Source organism: Nonomuraea corallina (genome assembly GCF_027620315.1).
GTDB classification, from domain to species: domain Bacteria; phylum Actinomycetota; class Actinomycetes; order Streptosporangiales; family Streptosporangiaceae; genus Nonomuraea; species Nonomuraea corallina.
Map to the genome: position 1 here is coordinate 1 of NZ_JAPNNL010000143.1, position 19,166 is coordinate 19,166.

Annotated in this window: 17 protein-coding genes; 13 read left to right on the top strand and 4 right to left on the bottom strand. The window is 72.9% G+C overall.

What is annotated here, in order from left to right; genetic code table 11:
• Positions 1-8 precede the first annotated feature (8 nt).
• On the bottom strand, positions 9-332 hold the full coding sequence (locus OUY22_RS27615) for a putative quinol monooxygenase (RefSeq protein ID WP_270158100.1): 324 nt from the start codon (positions 330-332) through the stop codon (positions 9-11).
• 122 nt (positions 333-454) lie between these two features.
• Between OUY22_RS27615 and OUY22_RS27620 the strand changes: the two genes are divergently transcribed.
• Entirely contained in the window at positions 455-1,903 is a 1,449-nt protein-coding gene (locus OUY22_RS27620; RefSeq protein ID WP_270158101.1) for a hypothetical protein, read from the top strand.
• Here OUY22_RS27620 and OUY22_RS27625 read toward each other — a convergent pair whose 3' ends face one another.
• Positions 1,904-2,596: a hypothetical protein gene (locus tag OUY22_RS27625; protein ID WP_270158102.1), complete on the bottom strand. Its 693-nt coding sequence runs from the start codon at positions 2,594-2,596 to the stop codon at positions 1,904-1,906.
• A gap of 243 nt (positions 2,597-2,839) precedes the next feature.
• On the opposite strand from OUY22_RS27625, the gene OUY22_RS27630 reads away from it, so the two are divergent.
• The 4 genes from OUY22_RS27630 (at position 2,840) to OUY22_RS27645 (ending at position 7,074) form a co-directional block, all read left to right on the top strand.
• Positions 2,840-3,382: an HD domain-containing protein gene (locus OUY22_RS27630; RefSeq protein ID WP_270158116.1), complete on the top strand. Its 543-nt coding sequence runs from the start codon at positions 2,840-2,842 to the stop codon at positions 3,380-3,382.
• 268 nt (positions 3,383-3,650) lie between these two features.
• Positions 3,651-5,600, top strand: coding sequence for an elongation factor G (locus tag OUY22_RS27635; protein ID WP_270158103.1), 1,950 nt, complete (start codon positions 3,651-3,653; stop codon positions 5,598-5,600).
• Positions 5,601-6,008: 408 nt separating this feature from the next.
• A complete protein-coding gene (locus tag OUY22_RS27640; RefSeq protein WP_270158104.1) occupies positions 6,009-6,494 on the top strand; it encodes a GNAT family N-acetyltransferase in 486 nt (161 codons plus the stop codon).
• Positions 6,495-6,600: 106 nt separating this feature from the next.
• A complete protein-coding gene (locus OUY22_RS27645; RefSeq protein WP_270158105.1) occupies positions 6,601-7,074 on the top strand; it encodes a lamin tail domain-containing protein in 474 nt (157 codons plus the stop codon).
• A gap of 60 nt (positions 7,075-7,134) precedes the next feature.
• On the opposite strand, the gene OUY22_RS27650 is transcribed toward OUY22_RS27645, so the two are convergent.
• Entirely contained in the window at positions 7,135-7,389 is a 255-nt protein-coding gene (locus OUY22_RS27650; protein WP_270158106.1) for a hypothetical protein, read from the bottom strand.
• Positions 7,390-7,427: 38 nt separating this feature from the next.
• Complete coding sequence (locus tag OUY22_RS27655) at positions 7,428-8,402, bottom strand: helix-turn-helix transcriptional regulator (RefSeq protein WP_270158107.1); 975 nt, start codon at positions 8,400-8,402, stop codon at positions 7,428-7,430.
• Positions 8,403-8,463: 61 nt separating this feature from the next.
• Between OUY22_RS27655 and OUY22_RS27660 the strand changes: the two genes are divergently transcribed.
• The 8 genes from OUY22_RS27660 to OUY22_RS27695 form a co-directional block, all read left to right on the top strand.
• Entirely contained in the window at positions 8,464-9,576 is a 1,113-nt protein-coding gene (locus tag OUY22_RS27660; protein ID WP_270158108.1) for an epoxide hydrolase family protein, read from the top strand.
• A gap of 138 nt (positions 9,577-9,714) precedes the next feature.
• Positions 9,715-11,025 (top strand): MFS transporter, encoded by a 1,311-nt coding sequence (locus OUY22_RS27665; RefSeq protein ID WP_270158109.1) that lies wholly within the window; start codon positions 9,715-9,717, stop codon positions 11,023-11,025.
• A 4-nt stretch (positions 11,026-11,029) separates the two neighbouring features.
• On the top strand, positions 11,030-13,111 hold the full coding sequence (locus OUY22_RS27670; RefSeq protein ID WP_270158110.1) for a molybdopterin oxidoreductase family protein: 2,082 nt from the start codon (positions 11,030-11,032) through the stop codon (positions 13,109-13,111).
• The gene (locus OUY22_RS27675; protein WP_270158111.1) at positions 13,108-14,502 is read left to right on the top strand and encodes an FAD-dependent oxidoreductase; all 1,395 of its coding nucleotides are present in this window, start codon (positions 13,108-13,110) and stop codon (positions 14,500-14,502) included. Before OUY22_RS27670 ends, OUY22_RS27675 begins: the two co-directional genes overlap by 4 nt.
• A complete protein-coding gene (gene nirB, locus OUY22_RS27680; RefSeq protein WP_270158112.1) occupies positions 14,499-16,928 on the top strand; it encodes a nitrite reductase large subunit NirB in 2,430 nt (809 codons plus the stop codon). Before OUY22_RS27675 ends, nirB begins: the two co-directional genes overlap by 4 nt.
• The gene (gene nirD, locus OUY22_RS27685; RefSeq protein ID WP_270158113.1) at positions 16,925-17,251 is read left to right on the top strand and encodes a nitrite reductase small subunit NirD; all 327 of its coding nucleotides are present in this window, start codon (positions 16,925-16,927) and stop codon (positions 17,249-17,251) included. The genes nirB and nirD overlap by 4 nt, the downstream gene beginning before the upstream one ends.
• A 31-nt stretch (positions 17,252-17,282) precedes the next feature.
• Positions 17,283-18,275, top strand: coding sequence for an iron-containing redox enzyme family protein (locus tag OUY22_RS27690; RefSeq protein WP_270158114.1), 993 nt, complete (start codon positions 17,283-17,285; stop codon positions 18,273-18,275).
• Positions 18,275-19,166 (top strand): glycosyltransferase (locus OUY22_RS27695; protein WP_270158115.1); only part of this gene is annotated, 892 nt, incomplete at its 3' end. The genes OUY22_RS27690 and OUY22_RS27695, both read left to right, overlap by 1 nt.

Below are 19,166 nucleotides of genomic sequence, written 5' to 3' on the forward strand. Positions count from 1 at the left end.
GACCGGGGTCAGTCGACCGCCATCTCGCCCAGGAGCGACCAGTCGTCCTGCGGGACGGTGACGTTGACGATCCTCGGCGTCTCCGCCAGATGCGGAGGCAGGTCCCGCTGCGCCTGGCGGAAGTGGTCCGACTGGACGTGCGCGGCCCCCGCCTCGTCGTCCCTGAACGCCTCCACCAGCACGTACTCGTTCGGGTCGGCCAGGCTGCGCGACCAGTCGAACCACAGGCAGCCGGGCTCGGCGCGGGTGGCCTCGGTGAACTCCGAGGTGATCTCGGCCCACCGGTCGGCCGACTCGGGACGGACGCGGAACTTGGCGGTGATGAAGATCATTTAAGCTCTCTCGTCGTGATGGGTGTCGTTACCCATGGTAGGGCGAACCCTGCCGCTGACCAGGCATTCGGCGGGTGAACGCCCGGGTACGGACCGGCTCGGATCGATCGTTCGGAGCCGCCATGACCGTCACCCGCCCGCGCGTGCCCGCCCTCACGCCCCGGCGTCTGCCCGTGCCCGCGCCCCTGCTGTCGCTGGTCCTCGTGGGGATCCTGTACGCGGTCGCGCAACTGGTCATCGTGTCGCCGTGGACGGGGATCGGCTGGGACGAGACCGTCTACGCCAGCCAGTACGCCGCGCACGCGCCGCCCGCCGTGTTCAGCGCGCCCCGGGCTCGCGGGGTGCCGCTGCTGGTGGCGCCCGTCGTGGCGGTCACCGATTCGGTGCCGGCCCTGCGGCTGTACCTGACGGCGGTGTCGTCACTGGCCCTGGTCGGCGCGTTCGCGGTCTGGCTGCGGGTGCGCTCCGGCCCCTGGGTGCCGCTGGCCGCCCTGCTCTTCGCGTCCTGCTGGCTGTCGCTGTTCTACGGCAACGAGGCCATGCCCAACCTGTACGTGGCGCTCGGCGCGGTCGCGGCCACCGGGTTCTTCGTGCTCGCCGCGCGGACCGGCTCGGCCGCGGCGCTGACGGGGCTGGCGGCCGCGTTCTCGGTGGTGTCGCTCATGCGGCCGTCCGACGCGGTGGTCGCCGCGGCGCCGCTGGGCGTCGCGGCGCTGTTCACCCGGCGGCGGCTGCCGCTGCTCGCCGCCGTCGCCGTCGGCCTGGCCGTGGGCTGGGGGCAGTGGCTGGCCGAGGCGGTGACCTCCTACGGCGGGATCGCCGAGCGGATGCGGGCCGCCGAGGGAGCCAACCTGACCGGGCTGACCCTGTCGGTCGCCGAGCACGCGCGCGCCCTGGACGGGCCGTCGCTCTGCCGGTTCGGGACGCCGTGCGGGGACGTGTCGCCGGTCGCGCTGATCTGGTGGCTGGCGATCCCCGCGATGGCCGCGCTCGGGGTGTGGTGGGCCTGGCGGCGGCATCGGGCGGCGCCGGTCGCCCTGGCCGCGGTCACCGGGCTGGCCGTCGCGCTGCCGTACCTGTTCTACGTGGACTACGCGGCCCCGCGCTTCCTCATGCCCGCGTACGCGCTGCTGGCGCTGCCGGTCGCGGAGGCGGCGATCGGCCTGGCGCGGACGCGCGGGCCACTGGCCGCGCTCGCGGCGGCGGGGGTGCTCGCCCACCTGGCCCTGCAGGGCGCGTACGCGCACCGCATGGCCGGGAACGCGCGCGAGACCCGCGAGGAGATCCGGCTGGCGGGCGAGGAACTGCGGCGGCTCGGCGTGCGCCCGCCGTGCCTGGTGTACGGGCAGTCGGGGGTGCAGCTCGGCTACCAGCTGGGCTGCCGCTCGCACGGCGTCATGCAGCGCTTCGGCGCCCGGCCGCCGGCGCGGGTCAGGCAGGCGGCCGCCGCGGGCGAGCGGGTCGTCCTGGTCCACCGGAGCCTGCCGGCGCCCTCGTACGCCCGGTCCTGGCAGGAGAGGGCCCTGGCGGGCGACTGGAAGGCGCGGTTCGCCCCGCCGGGCCGGCCCTGATCAGTCCGGTTCGCGGGTGGCGTGCTCCGGCGGGAGGGTCGGCTTGAGCGTCGGGCCCGACTGCCTGGGCGAAGGGCTGGACGTGGGCGTCGGGGTGCCCGAGGGCGACGCGGGCAGGGTGGCGTACTGGCCGTCCCGCGGCAGCACCGGCACCATCAGCCGCATCTGGCCCGCGTCGCGGAAGACGAACGTCATCGGCACGTAGCTGCCGCTGATGCCGCCGGCCATGCCGATGGGCCGTTCCGCGCTGCTGCCGGCCTCGTTGGGGCGCAGCTCGACCGGCGCCACCAGGCGGACGGTCCCGCCGCCCTCCACGGTGACCCGCTCCAGCCGGTCGGGCTCCTTGCGGTCGTTGATCAGCACGGCGTACAGAGCCTGCTCACCGGACGACCCGGCACCCGGTGAGCCGGTGGGTGAATTCGTCGGGGATGCCGTCGGGGATCCTGGGGGTGACCCCGCGGGTGACCCCGCGGGTGACCCCGCGGGTGACGCCGTGGGCGAGGCCGTGGGCGAGGCGGTGGTCGAGTCGCCGAGCAGGAACGCGTTGCGCACGTGCATTCCCCGCACGTCCCCGTTCGCCCCGTCGTTCCCGGGCAGGTGCAGGCGGGCGGGGTCGTTGTCGTCGAGCGAGCTGGAGCACCCGGTCGCGGCCAGGGTGAGGGCGGCGGCGCAGGCGAGCAGGCGCGTGGACATGCTGGACATGTCAGGGCGCTACCCCCGCCACGGGCGGCGAACCTGTCCCCGGCGCCTTCGTGACGGAAAACGGGACTGCCGCAAAGACGCGGCGTACCGGATCAGCGCCGCGGCGGGCCTGGTCGGATCGGCCGCCACGGGGTTTCCGCTCGCTCGCGGGCGGGCACGGGTCTACGCCCAAGGGCCGGACGAGGACGGAGGGGGATCATCGTGGCGGGCGAGCTTGCGGGAGTGGCGGGGCTGATGTACGAGTTCGGGCTGCTCAAGCGCTACAGGCGCACCGGCTGGCTGGTGGCCGGGGTGCGCGATCCGGAGAGCATCGCCGACCACTCCTTCCGCACCGCCGTCATCGCCGGCATGATCGCCAAGCTGGAGGGCGGCAACCCGGAACGGGCCGCGTTCATGAGCCTCTTCCACGACACGCAGGAAACCCGCATCACCGACATCCCGTACATCGGCAAGCGGTACCTCAAGCCGGCCTCCAACGAGGAGGTCACCGCCGACCAGACGCGCGCCCTGCCGGGGGAGGTGGCCGGGATGGTGAGTGACGCCGTCCGGGAGTACGAGGAGAAGGCCAGCCTGGAGGCGGTGTGCGCGCGTGACGCGGACAAGCTGGAGTGCCTGATCCAGGCGGTGGAGTACCGCGAGCAGGGCAACCAGAACGTGCAGCCGTGGATCGACAGCTCGCTGGCCGCGCTGAGGACGCCCACCGGCAAGCGCCTGGCCGAGGAGGCGCTGCGCACCGGCACACTAAAGTGGATCATGCCGGTGCTCAACGGCGACTGACGGGCGTACGCGAAAGGCCCCGGTCCTTGCTCATACCGGGGCCTTCGTCGCGCGCTACCTCCCAGGATCTCCATGACATTTCATATCACAAAATTTCGTCCCATGAGTCAGATTTGCGAAATGTCGGATTTAAACGGGTTGAGAGGGCGTCCGTCTCTCTGCTGAGCTGAACGACGGACCCGTAACCCGAAACCAGGAGCAACAATGCGAGCGACTTTCATGTCCATCCCGCCGAAGACGACCTTCTACGCACAGGACATGACGCTCCGTGAAAACACTCAGTCTCGGGATCCTCGCCCATGTCGACGTCGGTAAGACGAGCCTGACCGAGCGGCTGCTGCACGCCGCGGGAGTCATCGACGAACTCGGCAGCGTCGACGCGGGCAGCACCCGCACCGACACCCTCGCGCTCGAACGCCGGCGCGGCATCACGATCAGATCCGCCGTCGTCTCCTTCCCCATCGGCGACGTGACCGTCAACTTGATCGACACGCCGGGCCACCCCGACTTCATCGCCGAGGTCGAACGCGTGCTGGACGTGCTCGACGGCGCCGTGCTCGTGATCTCCGCCGTCGAGGGCGTGCAGGCCCAGACCCGGGTGCTCATGCGGACGCTGCGGCGGCTCCGCCTGCCCACCCTGATCTTCGTCAACAAGATCGACCGTCGCGGCGCGGCGTACGGCGAGGTCCTCGACGGCATCAGGGACCGGCTCGCCCCGTCGAGCGTCGCCCTGTCGGCCGTCACCGGCCTCGGCACCCGCGCCGCCGCCGTCACCCCGGCCGCCGACCCGCGCCTGGCCGAACTGCTCGCCGACCACGACGAGACCCTGCTCGCCGCGTACGTCGACGACCGGCCCGTCACGGCCGGCCGGTTGCGCCGCGCGCTCACCCGCCAGGCCCGCGCCGGCCTGGCGCACCCGGTGTTCTTCGGCTCGGCCATCACCGGGGCGGGCGTGCCCGCGCTCATGGAGGGCGTGCGCGACCTGCTGCCCGCCGCGGAGCGTGACGAGAGCGGCCCGCCGTCGGGCGTCGTGTTCAAGGTCGAACGCGGGCCGGCGGGGGAGCGGCTCGCCTACGTCCGCATGTTCTCCGGGACGCTCCGGGTCCGCGACACCCTGCCCGGCCACGGCAAGGTGACCGCGATCGCCGTGTTCGACCGGGGCGCGGCGGTCCGGGCGGACGCGGTCGGCGCGGGGCGGATCGGGCTGCTGTCAGGACTCGGCCGCGTCCGCGTGGGTGACCGTGTCGGCCCGGCTCGCGGCCCGGCCCGCCGTCACTTCCCGCCGCCCTCGCTGGAGACCGTGGTCGTGCCCGCGCGGGCCGCCGACCGGGGCGCCCTGCACGCCGCGCTCACCCAGCTCGCCGAGCAGGACCCCCTGATCGGCCTGCGGCAGGACGACGTCCGGCGGGAGACCTCCGTGTCCCTGTACGGGGAGGTGCAGAAGGAGGTGATCCAGCAGACGCTGGCCGAGGAGTACGGGCTGGAGGTCACGTTCGAGGAGACCACCGTGATCTGCGTCGAACGCCCGGCCGGCACCGGCTCCGCGGTCGAGGTCATCGCCCAGGACGGCAACCCGTTCCTCGGCACCGTCGGGCTGCGCGTCGAACCCGGCCCGATCGGGTCGGGGGTGACGTTCCGGCTGGAGGTGGAGCCGGGGTCGATGCCGCACACGTTCATGCGCGCCGTCGAGGAGACGGCGCGGCAGACGCTGCGGCAGGGCCTGCACGGCTGGGAGGTGATCGACTGCATGGTCACCCTCACCCACACCGGCTACTGGGCGCGGCAGAGCCACTCCCACGGCGTGTTCGACAAGAGCATGTCCAGCACCGCCGGCGACTTCCGCGACCTGACGCCGCTGGTGCTGATGGACGCGCTCAAGCGGGCCGGCACCCGCGTGCACGAGCCGCTGCACCGCTTCCACCTGGAGATCCCCGCCGACCTGCTCGGCGGCGTGCTGCCGGTGCTGTCCCGGCTGCGCGCCGTGCCGGCCGGCTCGCTGCCGCGCGGTGACGCGTATGTGATCGACGGTACGGTGCCGGCGGCGCGGGTCCACGAGCTGGAGCGGGCGCTGCCCGCGCTGACCCGCGGCGAAGGCGTCCTGGAGACCGCCTTCGACCGCTACCAGCGGGTGTCCGGACCGCCGCCGTCCCGCCGCCGCGTCGGCCACGACCCGCGCGACCGGAAGGAGTACCTGCTGCGCGTGGTCCGCCTGGTCTAGGCGGAGCCGGACCGCGCGGGCGTCCGCGCGGTCCGGGGCAGCCGGTAGGCCCACTGCCACGCGGCCTCCATCGGCCCCCGCTCGAGGTGAAAATCCAGATGTTGTGCCGAGCGTGCCCGCGATGGCGACGCCCCTGAGCACGTCCAGTGCTTCGATCCGGTTACCGTCCACCCTTTCCACGATGCCGTCGCGGGCAGGGGCGGACTTCGTCGCGAGGACTGATCCGCCCGTACATCGATCGATCTATTCGGGGCAGCTGCACGGGATGAGATTCGGAAACTGGGACATCAGGCCGCTCGGCGGCGGCGTGGGCTGCCTCACCATGATCATCGTGTCGGTCGTGCTGTCGGTGCTCCTGACCCTGGTCCTCAATCTGGTCCTGTAGCCGACATGTCCTACCCTGTTGGCGTGATTCGCTCTGCCACCCCTGCTGACGTGCCCGCCATCCACCAGATGATCCGCGAACTGGCCGACTACGAGAAGGCGCTCGACGAGGCGCGGGCCACCGAGGAGCAGCTCCACCGGGCGCTGTTCGGTCCCGAGCCCAAGGTCTTCGCCCACATGGCCGAGGACGACGGGGGCGAGGTGGTCGGCTTCGCGCTGTGGTTCCTGAGCTTCTCCACCTGGACCGGCACCCACGGCGTCTATCTGGAGGACCTCTACGTGCGCCCCCAGCACCGCGGCGGCGGCCACGGCAAGGCGCTCCTGGCCGAGCTGGCCCGGATCTGCGTCGAGCGCGGGTACGAGCGCTTCGAATGGTCCGTGCTCGACTGGAACGAGCCATCGATCAACTTCTACCGGTCCATCGGCGCCGTCCCCTGCGACGACTGGGTCCGCTACCGCCTCAGCGGCGACTCCCTGGAGCGGTTCGGCCTGGCCCGCGCCTCGAACTGAGCGGGCCGGTCCGTACATCGAACTGATACCTGTTCAGGCATGGGGGATCGTGAGGCGTCCTTACGATGGCACGGTCCAATTTTCCTGTTTCGCCCCTGGAGCCTCCATGCGTCTCCGATCCCTCACCACCGCGGCCGTGCTGGCCGCCGGTCTGGTCGCCGGGTCACAGCCCGCCCACGCGGCGGGCCCGGCCGTCAAGATCACCAAGATCTACTACGACTCGCCCGGCTCGCCGGACAACGGCGCGAACAAGAGCCTGAACGGCGAGTACGTGCAGCTCAAGAACACCGGCAGGACGAGCGTCAACCTCAAGGACTGGACCGTCCGCGACGAGACGAAGCGGCCCGACCACGTCTACACCTTCGGCAGGTTAACCCTCAAGCCCGGCAGGACGATCACCCTGCGCACGGGCCGGGGCAAGGACACCGGCACCACCCTGTACTGGGGCAGGAGCGGCGGCGGAACCTTCGCCTACATCTGGAACCAGACCCGGGACACCGCCTACCTGCGCAACGCCGCGGGCAAGCTGGTCGACTCCTGCTCGTACAACTCGTCGGCGCGCGACTACAAGATCTGCTGATCCGTCGCCCGCAAGCGGGAAGGCCCGCAGTCCCCCCGGGGCTGCGGGCCTTCCCGGAAGTCACATTCCGGTTCCGGCGTGCACCCGTTCGGTGGTCCTGCTCTGGTTGTACAGCTCGTCGCGGCCCTCCTTGTCGAGCTCACGGTGCGTCTCCTCGATGCGGAGCGCGACGCCTATGGCGAAGAACGTGGGCGCCCACTCGCCGATGAAGATCCCCCAGCGGTCGGCGCGATCCAGGTCCGCGCCTTCGTAGTTCTTCGACATCATCCAGCTGGCGAGGGCCAGGCCGACGGAGCCGAGACCTGCCAGATACATGTGATTTGACTTGATGCCCATCTTGTGGAGCGATTTGATCATGATGTCCCCCCTTGCTGTGAATGCTGTTCCCCTGACCCGGGAGAGGTAACCCCCGCACGCGCCGAGAGGGTCCGCAGGGCTTCCAGCAGCTCAGGGGGGTCGTCGACGGTGAAGTCCGCGTCCAGGGCGAGGATGTGCAGCGCCAGCCGCGCCGGGGTCTCGCCGCCCGCGTGCACCACGCACGTCCGCTCGTCCACGCTCTCGACGAGCACCGACTCCGGCAGGTGGGGTGCGATGGCGGAGACGGGCGCGTGCACGGTGACGCGCGCCCGGTACCGCATCAGCGCCGTGTCGACCCCCTGGGGCACGATCGACGCGGGCGGCTCCTCCCGGAGGGCGAACCGCGGCCCGCCGGGCGTCCGCACCGCGATCCGGTCGACCCGGAACGTCCGCCAGTCGTCCCGGTCCACGTCCCAGCCGATCAGGTACCACCGCCGCCCGGTGTGCACCAGCCGGTACGGCTCCACGTCCCGCACCCGCTCGGCCCCGTCGTGCGTCCGGTAGCCGAACCGCAGCCGGTGCCGGTCGCGGCAGGCGGCGGCGACGGTGGTCAGCGTCTCGGCGGAGACCGCCGGCCCGCCCTGCGGCAGGGACACGGTGGCCGCGTGCAGCGCCCGCACCCGGCGGCGCAGCCGGTCGGGCAGCACCTGCTCCAGCTTGGCCAGGGCGCGCAGGGACGTCTCCTCGATGCCCTCCACCGCGCCGGCGGTGCGCAGCCCGATCGCGACCGCCACCGCCTCCTCGTCGTCCAGGAGCAGCGGCGGCAACTTCGCCCCGGCGCCGAGCCGGTAACCCCCGGTCACCCCCGGCGCGGCGTGCACCGGATAGCCGAGGCCGCGCAGCTTGCCGATGTCGTAGCGCACCGTCCGGGGGCTGACCTGGAGGCGCTCGGCCAGGTCGGCGCCGGTCCAGACAGGCCGGGTCTGCAGGAGCGCCAGCAGGCGGAGCAGCCGCGCGGAAGTTTCCAGCATGGCCTGATTTTTCTAGAAATAGCGGCAAAAATCCTGCCGCATTCCCTGGAACGGTGAGCCCATGACGATCAGGGAGTTCCACCTCGACATCCCCCAGGCCGACCTCGACGACCTGCGCGAGCGGCTGAGCCGGACGCGTTACCCCGTACAGACCCCGGGTGCGGGCCCCGAGCGCGGCATGACGGTCGCGGAGCTGCGCGAGCTGGCCGAGTACTGGGCCACCGGCTACGACTGGCGGGCGCACGAGGCCCGGCTCAACGCCCACCCCCAGTACGTCACCGAGATCGACGGCCAGGACGTCCACTTCCTGCACGTGCGCTCGCCCGAGCCGGACGCCACCCCGCTGGTCCTCACCCACGGCTGGCCCGGTTCGGTCGTCGAGTTCCTCGACATGATCGGGCCGCTGACCGACCCGCGGGCGCACGGCGGCGACCCGGCCGACGCCTTCCACCTGGTGATCCCGTCCGTGCCCGGCTTCGGCTTCTCCGCCCCGCTGACCAGCTCCGGCTGGACCCTCAACCGGATCGCCCGCGCCTGGGCCGCGTTGATGGCCGGGCTCGGGTACGAGCGCTACGGCGCGCAGGGCGGCGACTGGGGGTCCGGGATCTCCCGCGAGCTGGGGCTGATCGACCCGGAGCACGTGATCGGCGTCCACGTGAACTACCTCATGACGTTCCCCTCCGGCGACGTCGGCGACTTCGGCGAGGACGACCAGGAGCGGCTCGCCAAGCTGGAGGAGTTCACCGGCGACCGGGGCGGCTACATGGCGATCCAGTCGACCCGGCCGCAGACGCTCGGGTTCGGGCTGGCCGACTCGCCGGTGGGGCAGCTCGCCTGGATCGCGGAGAAGTTCCGCGACTGGACGGACCGGCCGGTGGACCGGGACCGGCTGCTCACGAACGTCATGCTCTACTGGCTGACGAACACGGCCGACTCGGCGGCGCAGATCTACTGGGAGTTCGCCCACGCCTGGTCGATGCCGCAGCCGTCGCCCACCCCGCTCGGCGTCGCGGTCTTCCCGCACGACATCGTGCTGCCGATCCGGAAGCTGGCCGAGCAGATGGACAAGGTGGTTCACTGGACCGAGTTCGCGACCGGCGGCCACTTCGCCGCCCTGGAGGAGCCGGAGCTGCTGGTCGGCGACGTCCGCGCCTTCTTCAGAGGTCTTCGTTAACGGCGTGTTTCCGCTGTGACGCATATGTATTGCCTGTTGCCCGGGTGAGTTACTGGTAACGAACGCACAGCGCCGATCCGTCTTTGTGCGTAACCCCGGATTCCTACGTTCGAGTCAGCTCAGAACGTAGGAGGAATGATGGCGCGCTGGATAGCCGAATGGCATCCCGACGACGCGGCCTTCTGGCGGACCACCGGCCGGAAGGTCGCCCGGCGCAACCTGGTCTTCTCGATCCTGGCCGAACATCTCGGGTTCACCGTCTGGACCCTGTGGAGCATCGTGGCCGCCCAGATGGGCGCCTACGCCTTCACCACCGACCAGCTCTTCTGGCTCGTCGCGCTGCCCAACCTGATCGGGTCGGTGCTGCGGGTGCCGTACACGTTCGGGCCGGCCAGGTTCGGCGGGCGCACCTTCACCGTCGTCAGCGCGCTGCTGCTGCTCGTCCCCGCCGTGCTGCTCGGCCTGGCGGTGAGCGACCCGGGCACGCCGTACTGGATGTTCCTGCTGATCGCGGCCACGGCCGGCGTCGGCGGCGGGAACTTCGCCTCCAGCATGGCCAACATCACCTACTTCTACCCGCGCGCCCAGCAGGGCGTCGCGCTCGGCCTGAACGCGGCCGGCGGCAACATCGGCGTCAGCTCGGTGCAGCTCGTCATGCCGCTGGTGATCGGCGCGTTCGGGCTGGCCGCCGCCGGGTGGTTCTGGCTGCCGTTCATCGTGATCGCCGCCGCCTGCGCGTGGTTCTTCATGGACAACCTGGCCAGCGCCAAGGCCAGCCCGCGCGAGCAGCTCGCGGTGACCGGCCGCGCCCAGACGTGGGTGATGTCGTTCCTGTACGTGGGCACGTTCGGCTCGTTCATCGGCTACTCGACCGCCTTCCCGCTATTGAGCACGAGCCTGTTCCCGGACTCGGCGTGGGCCGCGGTGGCGTTCGCCGGGCCGCTGGTCGGGTCGCTGATCCGGCCGGTCGGCGGCTGGCTGGCCGACCGGCTCGGCGGGGCGCCGGTCACGCTGTGGAACTTCGCGGCCATGGGCGGCGGCGTCCTGCTGGTCTGGGCGGCGTCCACGTCGGGCAGTTTCTGGCTGTTCTTCCTCGCCTTCCAGACGCTGTTCCTGACCGCCGGCATCGGCAACGGCTCCACGTACCGGATGATCCCGGCGATCTTCCAGGCCAAGGCGGTGGCCGAGAAGGGCGACGACGAGGCGGCGCTGCTGCACGGCAAGCGGCAGGCGTCCGCGGCCATCGGCATCATCTCCGCCGTCGGCGCGCTCGGCGGGTTCCTCATCAACCGGGCGTTCGGCATGTCGTTCGCCGCCACCGGCAGCCCGGCGGTCGCGTTCCTGGCCTTCGGCGTCTTCTACGCGAGCTGCGCCGCCCTGACCTGGTGGTGCTACCTGCGCACCGTCGGCGTCTCCCGGGTGGCCAGCCTCGCCCACGCGCGGGTCTGACCCCGTGGACGCGCCGGTGAGGACCCACTGCCCGTACTGCGCGCTGCAGTGCGGGATGGCGATCAGCGTCAGCGGGCCGGAGATCACCATCACCCCGCGGACCGACGTCCCGGCCAACGCGGCCGGAGCGCTGTGCCAGAAGGGCTGGACGGCCGCCGAACTGCTCACCAACGGCGCCCGCCTGACCAGCCCGCTCCTGCACGGGCGGCCGGTCGCCTGGGACGTGGCGCTCGACCACGTCGCCGGGCGGCTGTCCGCCATCAGGCGCGAACACGGCCCCGACGGCGTGGCCGTGTTCGGCGGGGGCGGTCTCACCAACGAGAAGGCGTACCTGCTCGGCAAGTTCGCCCGGGTCGCGCTCGGCACCAGCCAGATCGACTACAACGGCCGCTTCTGCATGTCGTCGGCCGCCGCCGCCTCCATCCGGGCGTTCGGGATGGACCGGGGGATGCCGTTCCCCGTCACCGACCTGGCCGGCGCGGACGTGGTGCTGCTGGCCGGCGCCAACCCGGCCGAGACCATGCCGCCGTTCGTCCGCCACCTGGCCGGGGCCCGGCTCGTCGTCGTCGACCCGCGCCGCACCGCCACCGCCAGGCTCGCCTGGCTGCACCTGCGGCCCGCGCCAGGCACCGACCTGGCGCTCGCCCTCGGCCTGCTGCACCTGGCCGTCGCCGAGGACCTGGTGGACGTCGCGTACGTCGAGGAGCGCACCAGCGGGTTCGACGCGGTGCGGACCTCGCTGGCCGCCTGGTGGCCGGAGCGGGTGGAGCGGATCACCGGCGTGCCGGTGCCGCGCATGCGCGAGGCCGTGCGGGCGCTGGCGTACGCGAAGAACGCGTACGTGCTCACCGGGCGCGGCGCCGAGCAGCACGCCCAGGGCACCGACACCGTCACCGCGTTCGTCAACCTGGCGCTCGCGCTCGGCCTGCCCGGCCGCCTCGGCTCCGGGTACGGGTGCCTCACCGGGCAGGGCAACGGCCAGGGAGGCAGGGAGCACGGGCAGAAGGCCGACCAGCTCCCCGGCTACCGCAGGATCGACGACCCGGCGGCCCGCGCCCACGTCGCCGCCGTGTGGGGCGTCGAACCGGACGACCTGCCCGGACCGGGCCGGTCGGCGTTCGAGCTGCTGGACGCGCTCGGCACGCCGGCGGGGCCGAAGGCGATGCTGCTGTTCGGCTCCAACCCGGTGGTGTCGGCGCCCGACTCCGCGCGGGTCGCCGAGCGGATCCGGTCGCTCGACCTGCTCGTCGTCTGCGACGTGGTCATGTCGGAGACGGCGGCGCTGGCCGACGTGGTCTTCCCGGTCACGCAGTGGGCCGAGGAGACCGGCACCATGACCAACCTGGAGGGCCGCGTGCTGCTGCGGCGGCGGGCGGTCGAGCCGCCGCCGGGCGTGCGGAGCGACCTGGAGGTGATCGCCGCGCTGGCCCGCCGGCTCGGCCACGACTTCGCCGACGAGCCGGGCGAGGTCTTCGACGAACTGCGCCGCGCCTCCGCCGGCGGCCCGGCGGACTACTCCGGCATCACGTACGACCGCATCACGGGCGCCCGAGTCACGGGCGACCGCACCAGGGGCGGGGTGAGCGGGCGGGAGGCGGGAGCCGGGGTGTTCTGGCCGTGTCCGTCGCCGGACCATCCCGGCACGCCGCGGCCGTTCCTCGACGCCTTCGCCACCCCCGACGGCCGGGCCAGGTTCGTGCCGGTCGAGCACCGGGGCCCCGCCGAGGAGATCGACGACGACTACCCCGTCTACCTCACGACGGGCCGCGTGCTCGCGCACTACCAGAGCGGCGCGCAGACCCGCAGGATCGCCCCGCTCGCCGAGGCCGTGCCCGAACCGTACGTGGAGCTCCACCCCGACCTGGCCGGGCGGCTGGACATCGGGGCGGGGGACCTGGTGCGGGTCGTCAGCAGGCGCGGCGAGGGCCGGGGCGTGGCCAGGATCAGCGACGCGATCAGGAGCGACACCGTGTTCATGCCGTTTCACTGGGAGGGGACGAACCGGATCACCAACCCGGCGCTCGACCCCACGTCCCGGATGCCGGAGTTCAAGGTCTGCGCCGTACGGGTGGAGCGGGTCGCATGAGGCTCGTCGTCGTCGGCAACGGGATGGCCGGCGCGCGCCTGGTCAGCGAGGTGCGGGCGCGCGACCCGCGGATGCCGGTCACCGTCTTCGGCGCCGAACAGGGCAGGCCCTACAACCGGGTGCTGCTGTCGAACGTGCTGGCCGGCCAGGCCAGGCCCGACCAGCTCGGCCTGGTCGACCTGTCCTGGTACGACACGCACCGGGTGCGGGCGGTGCTCGGCGGCGCGGTCGCCTGGATCGACCGCGAGTCGCGCGCCGTGCACACCGCCGACGGCCGGCGCGAGCCGTACGACCTGCTCGTGCTGGCCACCGGCAGCGAGCCGATCGTGCCGCCGATCCCCGGCGTCGAGCGCGCCATCCCGTTCCGCACTCTCGACGACTGCGACCGCATCGTCAAGACGGCCGCCGACAGCCGCCGCGCGGTGGTCGTCGGCGGCGGGCTGCTCGGCGTCGAGGCGGCCCGCGGCCTGGCCGGGCGCGGGCTGCCCGTGACGCTGCTGCACCTGGCCGGCCACCTCATGGAGCGCCAGCTCGATCCGGAGGCGGGCCTGGTGCTGGGCGAGACGCTGGCCGCACTGGGCGTCGAGACCCGGACCGGCGTCAGCGCCGCCGCCGTCGAGCGGGACGGGGTCCGCCTGGCGGACGGCGAGCTGGTCGAGGGCGACCTGGTGGTGCTCGCCTGCGGCGTCCGCCCGCTCACGGGCCTGGCCGCCGAGGCCGGGCTGGAGGTGCGGCGCGGCGTCGTCGTGGACGACGAGCTGCGCACCGACGACCCGTCCATCTTCGCCATCGGCGAGTGCGCCGAGCACGACGGCACCGTGTACGGGCTGGTGGCGCCGGCGTGGGAGCAGGCCGCCGTGGCCGCCGACGTGATCACCGGCGGGAAGTCCCGCTACCGAGGCTCCCGGCTGGTGACCCGGCTCAAGGCGAGCAGCGTCGAACTGGCCGCGATGGGCGAGACCCACCTCACCGACGAGCACGCCGAGGTGGTGCGCTTCAGCCACCGGGCCCGGGGCACCTACCGCAAGCTCGTCATCCGCGACGACCGGCTGGTCGGCGCGATCCTGCTGGGCGACACCGACGCCGTCGGCACCCTCACCCAGCTCTACGACCGCGGCGGGCCGGTGCCGGGCGACCGGGCCGGGCTGCTGTTCCCCGGCCCGGCGTCGGCGGCCAGGGCGGACAGCCCGACGCTGATGCCCGACGCGGCCAGGGTGTGCCACTGCAACAACGTGACCAAGGGACAGATCAGGGCCTGCTGGGAGGCGGGCGCGAAGGACGTGGCCGGCGTGGCCGCCGCCACCAGGGCCACCACCGGCTGCGGCACCTGCCGGGAAGCGGTGGCGGGGATCGTCGGCTGGCTGTGCGAACAGGAAGGGGTCCCGGCGTGAGGAAGATCGTCGTGGTCGGGTACGGCCCGGCCGCCCACCGGCTCGTGGAGGCCCTGCTGGAGCGGGGGTTCGACGGCGCCATCACGGTGATCGGGGAGGAGCCGAGGCCGGCCTACGACCGGGTGGCGCTCACCTCCTACCTGAGCGGCGTCGCGGCGGAAGAGTTGTCCTACCCGGTGCCGCCCGGCGTGGTGACCAGGCTGAACAGCCGCGTCACGGGCATCGACCGGCGGGCCCGCCTGGTGGCCGTCGAAGGCGGCGAGCCGGAGCCGTACGACGTGCTGGTGCTCGCCACCGGCTCGCGGCCGTTCGTGCCGCCGGTGCCCGGGGCGGAGCACGCCCACGTCTACCGCACCATCGGCGACCTCGACGCGATCAGGTTGGCGGCCAAGGAGGCCACCGACGGCGTCGTGGTCGGCGGCGGGCTGCTCGGCCTGGAGGCCGCCGACGCGCTGCGCGGGCTCGGGCTGCGCACCCACATCGTGGAGATGAGCCCGTGGCTCATGCCGCGCCAGGTCGACGAGGGCGGCGGCGCGGTGCTCAAGGCCCACATCGAGGCGCTCGGGCTGAGCGTGCACACCGGCTCGGGCGTCCAGGAGGTCGTGACCGGCCACGACGGGCGGGTGGCCGGGCTGCGCACGCCGGCCGGCACGCTGATCGAGGCCCAGGTCGTGGTCTTCTCCGCGGGGATCAGGCCGCGCGACGAGCTGGCCCGGGAGTCCGGGCTGGCGCTGGGGGAGCGCGGCGGCGTCGTCGTCGACTCCGCCATGCGCACCTCCGACCCGCACGTCTACGCCATCGGCGAGTGCGCCGTGCGCGACGGCATGGTGTACGGACTCGTCGGGCCGTGCTTCACCATGGCCGAGGTCGCCGCCGACCGGATCACCGGCGGCGGCGCGACCTTCGACGGCGCCGACCTGTCCACGAGGCTCAAGCTGCTCGGCGTCGAGGTGGCCCAGTTCGGCGCCATGGAGGGGGCGCTCGACGTCACCTACATGGACCCGGTGGCCGGCGTCTACAAGAAGCTGTTCATCAGCGACGACGCCGGCACGCTGCTCGGCGGCATCTGCGTCGGCGACGCCTCCCCGTACGGCACGCTGCGCCCCTACGTCGGCAAGCCGCTGCCCGCGCCCCCCGCCGACCTGCTGTTCACCGGCGGCGGCGCCCAGCTGGACCTGCCCGACGACGCCCAGGTGTGCTCCTGCAACAACGTCAGCGCCGGGGTCGTCCGCTCCGCCATCACCGGCCAGGGGTGCGCCGACGTGGCCGGCCTCAAGGCGTGCACCCGCGCCGGCACGACGTGCGGCAGCTGCGTGCCGATGCTCAGGCAACTGCTGGAGAAGGCCGGCGTGGAGACCGGCAAGGGACTGTGCGAGCACTTCGAGCACTCCCGGGCGGAGCTGTTCGACATCGTCCGGGTGCGCGGCATCGGCACCTTCTCCCAGCTCATCGCCGAGCACGGGCAGGGCCGCGGCTGCGACGTGTGCAAGCCCGCCGTCGCCTCCATCCTCGCCTCGCTGCACCACGGGCACGTCCTGGAGGGCGAGAACGCCGCCCTGCAGGACACCAACGACCACTTCCTCGCCAACATCCAGAAGAACGGCACGTACTCGGTCGTGCCGCGCATCCCCGGCGGCGAGATCACCCCCGACAAGCTCATCGTCATCGGCGAGGTGGCCCGCGACTTCGGCCTCTACACGAAGATCACCGGCGGGCAGCGGATCGACCTGTTCGGCGCCCGCGTCGACCAGCTCCCGCAGATCTGGCGGCGGCTCGTCGACGCCGGGTTCGAGTCCGGCCACGCCTACGGCAAGGCGCTGCGCACGGTGAAGTCGTGCGTCGGCTCGACCTGGTGCCGGTACGGGGTGCAGGACTCGGTCGGCCTGGCCATCGCGCTGGAGCTGCGCTACCGGGGGCTGCGCTCGCCGCACAAGCTCAAGTCGGCCGTCTCCGGCTGCGCCCGCGAGTGCGCCGAGGCCCGGTCGAAGGACTTCGGCGTCATCGCCACCGAACAGGGCTGGAACCTGTACGTGGGCGGCAACGGCGGCTTCAAGCCCCGGCACGCCGACCTGTTCGCCGCCGACCTGACGACCGAGGAGCTGGTCAGGACCATCGACCGGTTCCTGATGTTCTACATCCGCACCGCCGACCGGCTGCAGCGCACGTCCGCGTGGCTGGAGTCGCTCGACGGCGGGCTCGGCTACCTCCGCTCGGTGATCGTCGACGACGCGCTCGGCATCTGCGCCGACCTGGACGCGCACATGGAGCGGCACGTCGCCGCCTATGCCGACGAGTGGCGGGCCACGCTGGAGGACCCGGACAAGCTGAGCCGGTTCGTCAGCTTCGTCAACGCGCCGGGGGTGCCCGACCCGTCCATCGTGTTCGAGACCGAGAGAGACCAGATCAAGCCGGTGGTGATGTCATGACCTGGGTGAACGTCTGCGGCTACGCCACGCTGCTGCCCGAGCGCGGCGTGTGCGCGCTGGTGGACGGCGAGCAGGTGGCGCTGTTCCGCACCCACGACGGCGTGGTGCACGCGCTGGGCAACCGCGACCCGTTCAGCGGGGCGTACGTGCTGTCGCGCGGGATCGTCGGCACCAGGAAGGGTGAGCCGACCGTCGCCTCGCCGCTGCACAAACAGGTGTTCTCGCTGGTCACCGGGCACTGCCTGGACGAGCCCTCGGTCGCGGTGCCCGTCTACCGGACCAGGGTCGACGGCGGGACCGTGTCCGTGTCCGTGAGCGTTTGATCACCGAGAGGCAGGGCAGTTCACCGCCCTGATGCGTCTACCAACCGCCCGCGGCCCGATCACGGCCCACCTGTTCCCTTCGCTCGCCGGACCGATCGGCGGGCCGGTGTCCCTGCCCGCGCCCGCCGGGCCCTCGCTCCACGACGACGACCTGCAGCTCGCGCTGTTCGTCTGCTACGAGCTCCACTACCGGGGCTTCGAGGAGGTGGACGAACGGTGGGAGTGGGACCCCGGGCTGCTGCGGGCCCGCGCCGAGCTGGAGCGCCACCTCGACGACGCGCTGGCCGAGGCCGTGCCGAGGCCCCGGCCGGTGCCGCCCGACCAGGTGCGGCGCGCCCTCGCCGACCTCTGTGGCGACGGCGACGGGCCGTTCTCGCGTCACCTGCGCCGCGCGGCCACGCTCGACCAGTTCCGCGAGTTCGTCGCGCACCGGTCGATCTACCACCTCAAGGAGGCCGACCCGCACTCCTGGGCCATCCCGCGCCTGCACGGCCGGGCCAAGGCGGCGCTGGTCGAGATCCAGGCCGACGAGTACGGCGGTGGACGGCCCGAGCGGATGCACGCCGAGCTGTTCCGCGCCACCATGCGCGGCCTCGGGCTCGACGACGCCTACGGCGCCTACGTGGACAGGGTGCCCGGCATCACGCTCGCCGTCTCCAACGTGATGTCGCTGTTCGGGCTGCACCGGCGCCGGCGCGGCGCGCTCGCCGGGCACCTCGCCGCGCTGGAGATGACGTCCTCGCTGCCCAACCGCCGCTACGCCGCCGGCGTGCGCCGGCTCGGCTGCGACGCGGCCACCGCCCTGTTCTACGACGAGCACGTGCAGGCCGACGCCGTGCACGAGCAGGTGGCCGCCCACGACCTGTGCGGCGGGCTCGCCGCCGCCGAGCCGGCCCTCACGGGCGACATCCTGTACGGGGCCGCGTGCGCGCTCACCGTGGACCGGCTCTGGGCCGAGCACGTGATGGACCGCTGGGAGCGCGGCGAGCCCTCGCTGGAGGCGATCGGGCACCTGGTCGCCTGATGGCCAGGCAACGGGACGCGGCACCGGACACCCGGCAGGACCCGGAGCCGGACGCGGAGCTGGACGCGGAGCTGGACGCGAGGCCGGACCCGGAGCCGGGCCCGGAGCTGGGCTATGTGCTGCCGCTGCGCTGGGAGGACGACGACGGGCTGGACGAGCTGACCGCGTACCTGGCGTGGCTGTCCCGGCGCGCGCGGGTGATCGTGGTGGACGGCAGCCCGGACGCGCTGTTCGCGCGGCACGCCCGCCGCTGGCGGGGGCTCGCCGTGCACGTGCCGCCCGACCCGGGGTTCCGGTACGCCAACGGCAAGGTCAACGGCGTGCTCACCGGGCTCCGGCTGGCCCGCGACGAGCGGGTGGTGATCGCCGACGACGACGTCCGCTACGACGAGCGGGGGCTGGCCGCGATGCGCCGGCTGCTGGGTGAGCACGACCTGGTACGGCCGCAGAACCACTTCCACCCGCTGCCCTGGCACGCCCGCTGGGACACCGCCCGCACCCTGCTGAACCGGGCGCTCGGCGCCGACTACCCCGGGACGCTGGGCGTGCGGCGGGGGTGCGTGGAAGACGGCTACGACGGCGACGTGCTGTTCGAGAACCTGGAGTTGATCCGCACGGTGCGCGCCAGGGGCGGGAGGGTGGTGAGCGCGCCCGGCCTGTACGTGCGCCGGCTGCCGTGCTCGGCGGGGCGGTTCTGGTCGCAGCGGGTGCGGCAGGCGTACGACGACCTGGCCCAGCCCGCCCGGCTGGCGCTGACGTTGTCGGTGCTGCCGGCCGTGGGGGTGGCGCTGTCACGCCGGGCTTACCGGCCGCTGCTGGCGGGCGCCGTGCTGGCGGTCCTGGTGGCCGAGGCGGGGCGGCGCCGGGCCGGCGGGCGCGCGGTCTTCCCGG